Source organism: Bradyrhizobium cosmicum (assembly GCF_032290525.1).
In the GTDB taxonomy this organism is placed as follows: Bacteria; Pseudomonadota; Alphaproteobacteria; order Rhizobiales; family Xanthobacteraceae; genus Bradyrhizobium; species Bradyrhizobium cosmicum_A.
The window spans coordinates 1-12,770 of the sequence record NZ_JASXTA010000040.1 but is presented as its reverse complement, the minus strand read 5'-3'; the positions used below and the strand labels follow the sequence as shown (position 1 = coordinate 12,770).

Here is a 12,770-nt window from a genome sequence, read left to right as displayed (position 1 = left end):
GGAGATCAGGCACCACAGCGGTGACGAAATCCCCGGCCGGCCCGACTCTGGAGTTTCTTGAGTATCCCAAAACGCGCTACCTGCGGGCAAACGGCCCAAGCAATTGCTTGGCCGTTATCAAGCGGCCGGCGGCACGCACATCCCGATCCAGCTAGTTGTGCGCGACCGCGCCTCTCGATAGGCCCGTTAATGAGAGGGAGTCTCGGAACTCCGCCTGCGGGAAGCCTAATGCGTTGCACTATCACTGATCTTGTTGGGGACCCATTCCTCCGCGGTTGAGTCCCAATGATGAGTGTCGTCGAAGTGTTTCCAGAGTGGCCGCCTTGGCTTGCTTTCACCCTTCTGTCGGTTTGCATTCAGTGCGCGGAGTTGGATGACGAGCACCCCAGCCGTCATCACCCATTCGCGAGCGCTATATAGTTTGATTGCCGCGAGCATAGGATGCCTCCTTCAAAGTAAGAAGCCTTTGCCACATTAGCCCGGGCCAAGAACGCGGGAATGTAAACTACTTCACAGTCAGCCAACATCTTCGACATAGCGCGCGAGCGATCTCACTGCGCGACGACCATACTCTACGTTAGCTCGATATTTGGGGGTCATTTTGCCGCGCGATCAAACCGCACGCGACGATGGGTAGCATTGTTTCTTTGTTCGCAAAGGCACGTCTCTCTTAGAGAGTAGATTTTATTTTTCGTAGGTGCGCTCTCGATAGAGGCCAGTGCATGCTTGAGCTTTGGAGCAAATGGTACGATACCTTGGTCTCGGTCGAGGCGCTCGCTATTGTTGTCGTTATTGCCGTGGTGGCTGCCGGGGTTATTGCGCTAGTGGAAGATCGGCGGCGTCCGACAAAACATTGATTGGGGACGCGTCGGCAAACGTGCAAGGGCTGCTCCCTCCAAACGTCGTCTCTGGGTCTTGCCTGTGTGAAAACGCCAGGACGCTTGAGTGCGATAGAAGACGCCACCTTCATTCGCAAGTTCGGCGAGGTCCCGCACGGTGGCTGCACTAATCAAGTCAGTTTTGCTGACCGATTGTTCAAAACCGAGCGGCTAAATTCCACTAGCTTTTATTCTGCGAGAACGCCAGATTTCGTGAATTAGACGGCTCGATTTTTATTGGGGGACATCGCGGTGGCAAAACCTGCCGTTTCCCGTGAAGCTTTTCGTGGCTTGTTTGCTTTTTATGCAGCGAAGGCCCATCACGACCACAAGCACGATGGCGAACATCGCCTACCGAAGCTGTTTGGATCTACGAACGACATTCCCGCGAATTTGCTTCAGCTATGGGCGGACCGCGCAGAACTGCTCGGTCCCGAAATCGTTGCCACCGTACTTGGCCCGCGCACCCAGCAGATCGTAGATCGCGGCGCACCATATGACCAAGCAAGCGACTTTCTCCGCGCGCTCCTGAAAGACATGGAGCGAAGGACGCACTGACGATTGGTAGCCTGTAGGCGAAACTATGACGTGAGGAGGTCAGGCGCTCCGCACTCGCCTACCGGACTAGGTCGATCAACCAGCGGATAACCGCGTCGATGGCGTGAACCGCCGGGCCTGTCGCTCAGGCCGAATCTGCGTATCCTCCTAGATGCCGATGCGCATATTCGCGGGCGATCACCGCCCGAGGGCGTCGAATTGCGACTCTGTGATCAACCCTCAATTGCAACTTTTTCCCAAATGGCGCAGTATTGGGTTTTCATCCCGGCCCGCATTCTAGGAATCCGATGGGTGTCAAATCCATACTGGCGAAGCTGCTCGAAGCGGAGCTTAACGCACGAGGCGTGAGGTCCATAACCACACAAGAATCAACGGAGGATGCCATGGCGAAGAGAGCAATAACGCTCGGCGGTGGTGGACCGGCGGCAGGGCTGCACATCGGGGTTCTGGAAGCTCTCGCCGCGCACAGCATAACGTTCGATGTTTGGGCGTTGTCTTGCATCGGCGCATGGGTCGGGATCGTCTATAACCAATGGGACGATCATGAAGACAAAGTCGAAAAGACTCACCAATTCTTCAGGAATGGCGTCTTTCGGGACGACGAAAGCTATAAGCGTTTTCCCATAAACACAGTCTTCGGTCCGGATTGGCGCAGCAACATAAAGGCGCTGAACAACTTCGTCGGCGATTCCGACAACTATAAGGACTTCCTATGGGATCCGTACCGGATGATGGACGTCTTCCAGGACTCGATGGAGATTTTGTTCAATCAGCTGCCTGACAGAGACAGAAAAAAGAAGTTCACAAGATTGGATGAAGGGGATTTCAATAGATGGATTCTCAATCAAGCGATGGCAACCAATCCCTTCATCCGTTATTTGACGTCCTTAATGTACCTTTCCAACGTGAACGGCCTGTCAAGGATCAACTATCCGGATAGCGAGTTCATGAAGGGCATAGATTTCGAACGGCTGAAAAAGCCTGGAAAACCAGCAATCTTCCATAACGCTTGGAACCTTGATCAGCAGAAGCTCGCACTATTTTCCAATCGTCCTATGAAAAGGGCGAGCGAAAAGTTTTTGTTTGAGGGCCCTATCGACGCAAGCACCTTGTGTGCGTGTTCAGCTCTTCCCTTCGTCGAAGGTACCGTAGAAATTGGCGGAGTAACCTACTGCGAAGGGGCGCTTGTCGATACTGTCAACTTCGAAAGCTTGCTGGAGGAGCACCCTGACGTGGAAGAGATATGGGTGAGCCGGATCGTGGATTCAAAGCAAATCCGCAAGCCGGAGAACCTTCATGACGCGCTGGCAAATCTTTGCCAATTGTTCGCCTCGACAGTTGGCGAGGATGACGTCAAGCTTTTCAAATACCACGTCCGGTACGACAAAAAATCGGAAGAGGAAGAGGCAAGGGACAGGAGACTCAAGATCGTAGAGATTCACGTTCCGGGTCACATCAATTTCAAATGGAATCACAGCAATCTCGATAATGGACGCAAGCTGGGAAAGGCCGCTGCAGAGCAGGCAATCGCGGCTTTCGGAGAGCATGAGGCGCGGCCTGCGCACGACGGGCCGCACTTCATCAACGAGAAGCCAGAGGGGCCGGCTTGGCAAAGCGTGTGTGAATATCACAAGGAGCTGAAGCGGGCCGTTGCATAAAGACTCGAGCATGATATGGAAAGGTGGAAGTCTCCGAACGGAGATCCCCAACCTCGAAATAATGATTTGAGCCAATCATCCGGGCCAGACGCAACGAATCGGCGTTTTGCCGGCGATAGTCACCGCAGTTGGTCAAGCAGCGCCTTCGCCTGCTTCATATCTCTCGCGTCGAAGCCCTCGGTGAAGGAGTCATAGATCGGCGCAAGTAAATCGAGCGCCTGCTCGCGTTTTTGCTGATCGATGCATAGCGCGGCAAGATCTGTCGCGGCCCGCAGTTCAAGGGCCTTGGCGCGTTGGCTTTTTGCCGTGGCCAATGCCTGTTCGAACAGTGACTTCGCTGCAGCCTCGGCATCTGGTCCACCGCGGCCAATTAGCACTCGCGCTTTTAGTCGGTACAATTCAGCTTCCAAAATTCGTTCGCTGTTGCGGGTACTTATAGCAAGGCCCGACTCGATCAACTCCAGCGCGGCCTCGTAATCACGATCAATCAACAGGCGCTGACACAGAAGTACCAAGAGCGCGGTGATGGCCAACTGATAACCTGCGTGACGATACTCGTCCAACGCAGCACGGATTTCTCCGAGCGCGCTGGGTGAGGGATCGAGCGATGCCATGCATATGCCGCGAACGGCGCGGGCCAAACGCCACTGCCGGAATCCATGCTCCTCCGACAGGGCGATACAGCGCTCGGCAAAACTGTGCGCTATCAGGAACTCGCCGCGGAGAGCTTGGAGAATGCACGCATAATAAAGAGCGTATGCTTGCGAATGCGGATGGCTAATGGCATCGGCGCGCTGAATTGCAGCGTTCATTCGGATGGTGGCCGTATAATCGCGGCCAAGCAGCCAGAGTGGCCACGACATCAGCGCAAGGTCGGCCACGCCGGCATCCTGGCCGGCCACACGCGCTGCCAGTCTATCCTTCTCGCTGCTCACCTCGAAGGCTTCGAAAGCCCGTTCGATCGCTTCCTGGGCTCCGGTGATCTGTCCCATGAACAGGCGGATCATCGCCTGTCCGCGCATCGCATTGAGCAAAGCTGGCCGATCGCCGCGCGTTTGGGAGAGATGAAGTAAAGCGGCGATCGTTTCCTGGGCCAGCGGCAGCTCACCGCGGATGACGCTCGCAGTGGTTAGCCAGAACATGACCTGAAGTTGCTCGGGAGGATCTCGCAGGCGCTCGCAGAGCTCTCGCGCGCGGGCAAAGGTAGCCATCGCATTGTTGGAGGCTGGCCCTTGGGTAGCGATCAGGCAGGGCCCCAGAGCGAACTGGAGGTCAAGTTCAAGCCTGTCATTTCGTGCATCATCGGGCCGATGGTTCGTGGCCTCGATCCCTCGTTGCAAGTGCGCAATGGCCTCAAGATTGGCGGAGCGCATGGCTGCCTTCTTGCCGGCTTGCAGCCAGTATGCCTCCGCTTTTTCGAACAGTCCGGCCTCGGTGAGATGGTGCGCAAGCGTCTCAGGCTGAGCATCCACAATTTCCGGGAACCGTTGCTCGAAAGCCTCCGCGATCGTGGCATGCAGCGCTGCGCGTCGGCTCTTCAGGAGCCCTGAATAGGCAGCGTCCCGCACAAGTGCATGCTTGAAGGTATACACCGCCTGCGGTAACTCGCCGCGGCAGAAGATCAACTCCGATCGGACCAACTGGGCAAGAGCTTCCTCAAGTCTCTCTCTTGGCAACCCGGCCACCGTGCTCAGCAGTTCGTACGAAAACTCGCGACCCACCACGGCGCCGACCTGAGCTACCTCCCTTACCGGGGCCAATCGATCGAGTCTGGCCATCAGCGATGCCTGTAACGTGGTCGGAATCGCCATCGCTGGCAGCGGGCGACTTAGGGTGTAATGATTGCCCTGCTCTTGCAAGAACCCGGTTTCGAGCACGGTCTTGGTCAGCTCCTCTACGAACAGTGGCACGCCATCGGTGCGGGCGAGTATCTGATCCAAAACCTCCTTCGGGAGCGCCTTGCCGGCGGTGACCCGCTCGATCAACGCCGCTCCGTTGCGACGGTTAAGTCGCGTCAGAGAGAGCGTCGTAACATGCGCATGACCAGGCCAGGGCGGCGTGAATTCCGGTCTCGCGGTGATGAGCAGCAGCACCCGAAGCCGCGGTACTTGTTCCAAGGTCATCGTCAGGAGCTCGAGAGAAGTCGGGTCCGCCCAATGGACATCCTCAACAATGACGAATACTGGTTGCAGTGCTGCCAGGCTTTTCAGCTGGCCCAATAGCGCCGCTAATGTCATTTCTTTGCGCTTTTGCGGGCTCAGCTCCGGCAGTCGGTGGCGCTCACCGAGCGGCAAGGACAAAAGATTGGCCAAGGGTACTACGCGATCTGCGTCAGCCCCGGATCGGCCGAGCAGGACCTCAAGCTTGGCGAATTTAGCCGTCGGCGAGTCACTCCGCTCGAACCGGGCGGCTCGTTCGAGTTGCCGGATAAACGGGTACAACGCACTATTAATATGATGCGCCGAGCAGAATTGGCGCACCGTGATGTGCTCCTCTCCTTGCAGCCGCTCGTCGAGCGCCAAGGCGATATGCGATTTACCGATGCCTGCCTCTCCGGTAAGCATTACCGCGCAACCCTCGCCGCTCATGGCGCGCTGCCAGCGACGCAACAGCAACTCGATCTCCTCCTCGCGTCCAATTGGCTGCGTCAACTGAGTTTTGTGCTGGGCCTCGAAGCGGCTGTCGATGCCGGTAGTGCCCAGCACCTGCCATGCCTGTGTTGGCTCCGCCCAACCTTTCAGGGCGACTGAGCCAAGATTTCGGAATTCAAAATGTCCTTCGGTTAGCCGGTGAGTACTTTCGCAGATCAGGACGGCACCCGAGTCGGCGAGCGTCTGCAAGCGTGCAGCTAAATTTGGTGTTTCGCCAATAACCGCCTGCTCTTTCGCCGCACCTTCTCCCGTCAAATCGCCTACGACTACCATCCCGGTAGCAATCCCGACGCGAACCCGAAGTTGGGTGGACGGGAATGTCTGGAGGTTCACCACGGCATCGACTAGCGCCAGCCCGGCGCGCGCCGCTTGCTCGGCATCATCCTCGTGGGCATGTGGATAGCCGAAATAGGCGAGCACTCCGTCGCCCATGTATCGCGCGATGATACCCTCATTCCGAGCGATCACCTCTGCAATGCAGCTGTGGTAGGCGCCAATAATTCCTCGCAAATCTTCCGGATCAAGCCGGGCCGAGAGCGACGACGAGCCGACCAGATCGCAAAACATAATCGTAAGTTGGCGCCGCTCGGCTCCGTCCCGCGCCGCCTTGCCGCCGGCTTGAGACGTGCGCGGAGCGTCGCCCTTGAGCTCCGTAATAGCACGCAACATCTTGCGGCGATGGCCGAGCAGGACACCGAGGTCCTTCAGGTCCTGCTCGGTGAGATCCCTAACAACTGATAGGTCAATGGCGTTCTCGCCAAAACGCTGGGCGTACTCTCCCAATCCGATCGATGATAGCCATTCTGTAATACCGGACATGGCACACCTATTGGCTGTTACAATCAGCATAGCACGTCAAGAACGTAAGCGTAGGCACATGTGGGACGAAGGCGTGAAGCCGGATCTTCCCGCAATGCAAAAACCGGCACTCCTCCTGGCTAAGGGTCGTCGCGGTCAAGCACGGTCTCTAAAGGTCAATCGTAGCGTTCGCCATTCATGCCGATCACTTCGGCTTCCATGTCTAAGGCGCCAGACGTGGAAGCCGTAGCCCCGAGATGCGAGCTGCCCATCGATCGGCGGCGCTGCAACATCAATGGCAAGCGTCGTCGTTCCCCGAAATGCGATCCTTGCTAGGACAAGCGCTGCCCGCGGCCAACTCATCTGTTCCGCCCTGAGAAATGATTGCATCAGCCCCCGCTTTAGTCGTCCGCACCTTCAAGAATTTGATCAGCGGTTTGCGATGCCTGGGCCGCCGATCGAAGGACCGGTCAGTGCGCATCCTTCTCGTTGGCGGTACGGGGCTTGTTGGATCGGCAATCCACGCCAGGCTGTCCGCCGAGGGGCATGAATGCATATTGGTGTCGCGCCATCCGGACGCGGCGCCTGATACGCACCACGTCACCCTCGATGTTGGCAGGACCACCGACGCTTCGAAATGGAAGGGCATTCTTGCCGGCGTCGATGCCGTCATCAATGGCGGCGGGTGCCCTGCAGGGTCAGGACATGCAAGGGGTTCATGTCGGCCGGTAGCGCAGCGCTTTATACGCGTGCGGAAGGCTGAAGTAATTGCGTAGCGGCCAATTTGGCCACGGTCGGGCCTTGCATCAGTTCGTTCCGAATCCGGAACGCGGTGAAGCAAAAGTCGCGCGCGTTGCAGATTTACAACCCGCACAGCAAATCGAAATACTAAGCTCGTCCACCGAGACAACCGAAACATATTCCATTCTTAATTCAATATGATCAGCGGGGGCGAACGGTGTTTGATGTCTATCGCAATGACAAGTGCGGCTTGCTCGTTCTAAGTGCAGGCTCTGTCGTACCTGTGGTTTACTCTGCACATAACTGGCGAAAGAGCAGAAAAAGAGTTCTCAACGTTAGCGACGAGATCAAATCAGCCGTTCAGGGGCAAGGCTATTACCTCCGCAGCCTGCGGCCCACCAAGGAACGAAAGATCGACGTCAAGTAGATCGGCGGCCGGTGTTCTCCATTTGCAAACTCTACAGGCATCACCACAACCAATCCGCCACCCGTCGCGCACTTCGTCAACCGCTACGATGGCAATCTCCCGCCGACGCCCGTGTCTCGGGTTCTCAACTACCGCCTTTGTGAGACGATCCTGATCCATATGCGATCATTAAGCAGGTTGCGTTGCCCCATGGTGGCGGAGGGGTCGTTGATAGCTGGGGTCGCCATCGTTGTGCTTCGGGTTAAAACGCGAAAAGCTCCGCGTGAGCAAATCTAATCCGCCCACCCATTAAGCTGACATCAAAGTGAAGTCTCGCCTCTTCGCTGATAGGCTACAATGAGACACTCGTGTTTTGTCTCTTTCGTGCGGATGATCAACGTCGAACGGGCACGATGGAGGCTGTGCGCCTGTTCGATGCGCTGACACCGCCCGGTTGACTTGGATGGCCGGTATGTGAGACGGGACCGAGATTGCGGAATACCTGTGCCGTCGGAGGTTTAGCCACGCTTCTACCGCGTGACTAATCCAACATAAGCGAAAACGTTGCACAGGCACGCGTCCGGGTTTGAATGAACTCCGCTAGAGGCCGGCGCGACATGTTATCCTAAGCCATAGTATATGTTGTGATTGTACAGGAGACCGGATCATGATTCCTCAAGATCGGTTTCGCGGCCTTTTTCGTAAGTATTTGCTCGCGCTTTTCGTGGCTGTCGCTATCCCGCTGGCTTTCAACGGCATTATCGAAGGGTGGTTCGGCTATCGCGATCAGCGCGCAAGGCTTGACCAGTGGCTTGGTCTGCAATCAGCATCCGCGGCCGCCGAAATACGCGATTTCATCCACGGTATCACAACTCAGCTTGGATGGCTGGTCCAGCTTCCGTGGACCGAGGAGCCCGACGAACGCCGGCGAACCGACGCGTTGCGCCTCCTTCGACAGGCGCCCGCCATCACCAGTCTCACGCTCCTCGACGGCAATGGTCTGGAGCGTCTCTACATCTCGCGGATCGGCCTCAATCGAATTGAGAGCCGCGCGGACCGATCAGCCGATCCCGCCCTGGTTGGTGCCCGGGTAGCTCAGATCTGGTTCAGCGACGTCAGCTACAATCGAGGCTCCGAACCGTACCTGACGGTTGCGATTGTCGGCAACCGACCGGCTGTCGGCGCGGTCGTGGCCGAAGTCAACCTCAAGCTGATTTGGGACGTGATCTCGGCGATCAGATTTGGAAAAACCGGCTACGCCTTCGTCCTGGACCGTTCGGGCCGCCTTATCGCCCATCCCGACATCAGCCTCGTTCTGCGCGGGGCGGAAGAAGCAACCTCCGAACCTTTTCGGGCTGTACGGGACGCGATAGGACCGAGACGGGGTTTCGCAACGAGCCGGGATGCACAGGGGCACTATGTTGCTGCCAGCGCGGCTCCCGTACAGGGCCCCGATTGGACAGTCGTGGTCGAGCAACCCCTGTCTGAAGCTTACGCGCCGCTCTATGCCGCCCTGTGGCGGACCGTAATGCTTCTGGCAATGAGCAGCATGCTCGCAGGCATTCTGGCCTATGTACTGGCGGACCGGATGACGGAGCCGATTAAATTGCTCGAGGAGGGCACGGAGAGGATTGGTGCCGGGTCCTTTGATCACCGCATCTCACTCCACACCCGGGACGAGTTCCAGCGCCTTGCAAACAGTTTCAACAGAATGGCTTCCGAGTTGGAGCAGGCGCAACAGCACCAGGAGCGCATAGCCAAGCTCAAGCGTTTTCTCGCCCCCCAGGTCGCTGATCTCGTCGATAGAGCCGGCGACGACAGTGTGCTGGACGGCCGCCGTACGGAAGTCGTCGTTGTGTTCTGCGATCTGAGAGGCTTCACCGCGTTTTCAGCAGGAGCTGCGCCTGAAGAGGTCATGAGCGTACTGTCGGAGTACTATGAAACCCTCGGCAGGGTCATTGCGGAATTTGAAGCAACGCTGATTAACTTCTCCGGAGACGGACTGATGGTTCTGGTGAACGCACCTGTTCCAATCGACGAGCCTGCCTTGAGAGCAATCGATCTCGCCGTCGGCATGCAGAAGAACGTGCAATCCCTGATCGCCGGCTGGCGATCGCATGGCTACCACGTTGGCTTCGGAGTCGGCCTTGCCAGCGGGCCTGCCACAGTCGGACGGATCGGCTACAAGGATCGGCTCGACTATACCGCCATTGGCAGCGTTGTGAATCTCGCGGCCCGACTGTGCGCATCTGCCGCAGACAAGGAAATTCTGATCGACGCCAAAGTCGCCGCTGGCGTCAAGGGCAAGCGACCCGTTGAGGACCTTGGAGGCCGCGAAATCAAAGGATTTGACGAAGCTGTTCCGATCTTCGGGATATCCTTCAACCCTCTCTAGCAGAGCTGACCGCTGCGCACCTAGCACATCCAGTTGAGGACTGTTTGAGCATTCGGGGCTATGCTCTGCCAATCGGCTGACGGTAGCGGGTTCGTAGCCATGAGGTGCGCCAACTCTAGGGCAGTAACGCCAGCAAGACGTGCCAAGCGGCGTGATTTCCTGCTTCTGATGGCAGGCGTTGCGACGTGGACGACTAAATCGTATGCGCAGAAGCCCTCCATGCCCGTTATTGGCTATCTTTGCCCGGAGTCGCCCGAGCTCTTTGCTAGTCGACTTGAGGCTTTCCACCAGGGACTAGGAGAAGCCGGCTTTGTCGATGGCCGCAATGTAAAAATCGACTTTCGGTGGGCCAACGGACAATATTCTCGATTGCCTGCCTTGGCTGCCGAACTGGTCGCTCGCAATGTGGATATCCTCGTCGCGCCTGGGGGCGCTCCCGTGGCACTTGCCGCGAAAGCTGCGAGTACGACCATGACAATCGTTTTCGAGATGGGCGGCGACCCCGTCCAGTTGCACGTGGTCGACAGCTTGTCGCGGCCGGGCGGAAATATCACGGGAGTTTCCAGCCTGAGTGTCGACGTTTCGCCGAAGCGGCTTGAGTTCATGCGTGACCTCGTGCCCACAGCGGCGAAGTTGATGGTTGTCGCTAACCCGACAAGTCCGACCGCACAATCACAGTTGCAAAAGCTTCACGCAGCTGCAGACACGCTGGGGGTTCGACTGGAGATCTTGGGCGCAACGAAGGAAGATGAGTTTGAATCTGTCTTTGCTGCTGTGGCCCAAGACGGGCGAAGTGGAGCTGTGTTTACCTCCGACCCCTATTTTGCCTTTCGCAGCTCGCGGTTGGCTGCTCTCGCAATAAAGTATCGCGTGCCCGCAATCACGCAAACCCGAGACTTTCCCATTGCTGGAGGTTTGATGAGCTATGGAGGAGACTTCATGCAGTCGCACCGGCGCGCCGGGATCTATGCCGGACGGATCCTGTTGGGCAAGAAGCCTTCTGATCTTCCAGTCCAGCTCGTTACGAAGGTAGAGCTCGTTATCAACGTTAAGGCAGCCAAATTGCTAGGTCATGCGTTCTCCTCTGCATTCGTCGCCGGCGCGGATGAGGTGATCGAATAAACTACGCTTCCGCGCGGCGGGCGTTGGCGGGCAGGCGAGTTCCCGCGGCATGGCCAAGAGCTGGTCCGCAATTTGCGGCCCGTCCGTCGTCTGCTAAGCGCCCAAAAGCGGCGATTGGACAGCTTACTCGGTAGGTCCGCTTCACCTCTGATGGCGGACCTCAGGGAGCTTGTGAGCGACTTCACCTCAGGGCTAATACCCAAAGTGCGAGGCCTACCGATCGCCCGTCGGCGCAAGGAATTGTGCCATCTGAGCTAAGGACGCCCACGGCAGCACATGATTCGGTGGTCAAGCCGCACCACGTTTGTAGTGTTGCTGCAATCATTCGCCAATTTCGGCGAACTGCGGCGCAGCACGAAGCATACGCCGCAAAGCGTCTCCTTCCTCCATACGACGCGGCAGGTGAAGGTTCCGGAATGGCCGTCGAATGATAGCGCAAATTCGCTGGCGAATATATAGTACGGCGTGGAAATGCAGGCCCCCAGGGCGCTCATGTCACGCACCACGCATGGATGGGTCCCACTCATTTCACCAAACGACAGCCGCGCCGCGCGGTTGATCGGTATCCGCTTCATAGCCCGACGTTCGGCCATGGCGAGATTCTCCAAATGAAGAGGTAACTTCCAATCGAACGATCGCAGCAATCGCGATTGCACCTCTACGGAGTCAGTTTTCCGATTCCGCCGACGCTCGGAAAACGGCAATATCTGCACGTTGATCTGCGCGACCTAGGCTAACAAGCAGCATTATTGTCTCATTAAAATTAAACCGGACTGCATGGTTAATCCGCGGCGCTTGATGCAAAGCTTGCAAAGCGGACGAACCGCTCAAGGATACGCGCTTTCCGCGAAACTGAGGTATTTCACAGCTTTCTCATGAACCTGAGCTACAATTAATTGAACCTGATGGGTGATTTTATGTCTTTCGGCCCGACGGCGGTTGTTCTTAAATGGTCACAGTAAGGGGCGCTGATGAGGAGGGGTCAGGGGCGCAACCGCATGGCGGTTCTGCACGAACGCGTTTGGTTTCTCAGATCTCAGCTGGCAGAGCTTCGGGACGTCCGCAGCCGGGTTGAGCAAGCCGAGGAACGAAAAGTCGACAGACGTTCAAAAGTCACCGGCGCCTGGGCGATGCCTCGCCGATCACGCGATTACGGCGTCTTCGATAGCCGCAAACCGTGGCGGCCAACGTGGTGGACGCTCGCAGCCACATAGAGCCTTCATCAGAGATCGCTTTGGCCCGAAAGAGCACCCGAGTTGACTTGGTCTGCTAGGGGTCATTCGCGTCGAGTTGGCCGCGCCTTTGCAAGGTCCGGTCTCACGCCGACGCCGACGTGCTGGCAGCCATCGTGATCTTCGCCTTCGGGCCGACGTTTCAGCGGCTACATTCCGTAGGCGCCTCATCAGGAAGTGTGTCGCGCCCATACGGGCTTTGATCGTGCCGAAGGGAAGCTCGACCGTCTCGCGCCGCGTCCGCATGGCGCGACGGGCCATGTGTGGACGGCTCCGGGTTGGCAAGGAGAATCTTCACTTGCGGCGTTGGTCGGAGCAGCCATGTGTTCGG

The 12,770-nt window shown here is 57.5% G+C and carries 8 protein-coding genes; 6 read left to right on the top strand and 2 right to left on the bottom strand.

Features of this window, described 5'->3' with window-relative positions; genetic code table 11:
• The first annotated feature begins 722 nt into the window (after window positions 1–722).
• From QSV46_RS37405 to QSV46_RS37395, 3 genes are all read left to right on the top strand, one after another.
• Complete coding sequence (locus tag QSV46_RS37405) at window positions 723–857, top strand: hypothetical protein (RefSeq protein WP_314963661.1); 135 nt, start codon at window positions 723–725, stop codon at window positions 855–857.
• A 273-nt stretch (window positions 858–1,130) separates the two neighbouring features.
• Entirely contained in the window at window positions 1,131–1,436 is a 306-nt protein-coding gene (locus QSV46_RS37400; RefSeq protein ID WP_314963658.1) for a hypothetical protein, read from the top strand.
• Between the two features lie 287 nt (window positions 1,437–1,723).
• Window positions 1,724–3,094 carry a patatin-like phospholipase family protein gene (locus QSV46_RS37395; RefSeq protein ID WP_314963656.1) on the top strand — a complete coding sequence of 457 codons (1,371 nt, stop codon included), beginning with the start codon at window positions 1,724–1,726 and terminating at the stop codon, window positions 3,092–3,094.
• A 119-nt stretch (window positions 3,095–3,213) separates the two neighbouring features.
• Here the strand turns inward: QSV46_RS37395 and QSV46_RS37390 are convergent, their stop codons facing one another.
• Window positions 3,214–6,564 (bottom strand): AAA family ATPase, encoded by a 3,351-nt coding sequence (locus QSV46_RS37390; RefSeq protein ID WP_314963654.1) that lies wholly within the window; start codon window positions 6,562–6,564, stop codon window positions 3,214–3,216.
• Between the two features lie 359 nt (window positions 6,565–6,923).
• On the opposite strand from QSV46_RS37390, the gene QSV46_RS41580 reads away from it, so the two are divergent.
• From QSV46_RS41580 to QSV46_RS37375, 3 genes are all read left to right on the top strand, one after another.
• Entirely contained in the window at window positions 6,924–7,319 is a 396-nt protein-coding gene (locus QSV46_RS41580; protein WP_409997272.1) for an NAD-dependent epimerase/dehydratase family protein, read from the top strand.
• A 1,038-nt stretch (window positions 7,320–8,357) separates the two neighbouring features.
• Window positions 8,358–10,085, top strand: a complete 1,728-nt coding sequence (locus tag QSV46_RS37380; RefSeq protein WP_314963651.1) for a cache domain-containing protein — start codon at window positions 8,358–8,360, stop codon at window positions 10,083–10,085.
• 168 nt (window positions 10,086–10,253) lie between these two features.
• The gene (locus QSV46_RS37375) at window positions 10,254–11,207 is read left to right on the top strand and encodes an ABC transporter substrate-binding protein (protein WP_409997271.1); all 954 of its coding nucleotides are present in this window, start codon (window positions 10,254–10,256) and stop codon (window positions 11,205–11,207) included.
• 254 nt (window positions 11,208–11,461) lie between these two features.
• Here QSV46_RS37375 and QSV46_RS37370 read toward each other — a convergent pair whose 3' ends face one another.
• The gene (locus tag QSV46_RS37370; protein ID WP_314963646.1) at window positions 11,462–11,800 is read right to left on the bottom strand and encodes a PilZ domain-containing protein; all 339 of its coding nucleotides are present in this window, start codon (window positions 11,798–11,800) and stop codon (window positions 11,462–11,464) included.
• Window positions 11,801–12,770 lie beyond the last annotated feature (970 nt).

Bases quoted from the DNA above. Each gene is read 5' to 3' on its own strand.
- QSV46_RS37370 (WP_314963646.1), bottom strand. From the start codon at position 11,800: ATGGCCGAACGTCGGGCTATGAAGCGGATACCGATCAACCGCGCGGCG.
- QSV46_RS41580 (WP_409997272.1), top strand. From the start codon at position 6,924: ATGATTGCATCAGCCCCCGCTTTAGTCGTCCGCACCTTCAAGAATTTG.
- QSV46_RS37375 (WP_409997271.1), top strand. From the start codon at position 10,254: ATGGCAGGCGTTGCGACGTGGACGACTAAATCGTATGCGCAGAAGCCC.
- QSV46_RS37390 (WP_314963654.1), bottom strand. From the start codon at position 6,564: ATGTCCGGTATTACAGAATGGCTATCATCGATCGGATTGGGAGAGTAC.
- QSV46_RS37395 (WP_314963656.1), top strand. From the start codon at position 1,724: ATGGGTGTCAAATCCATACTGGCGAAGCTGCTCGAAGCGGAGCTTAAC.
- QSV46_RS37405 (WP_314963661.1), top strand. From the start codon at position 723: ATGCTTGAGCTTTGGAGCAAATGGTACGATACCTTGGTCTCGGTCGAG.
- QSV46_RS37380 (WP_314963651.1), top strand. From the start codon at position 8,358: ATGATTCCTCAAGATCGGTTTCGCGGCCTTTTTCGTAAGTATTTGCTC.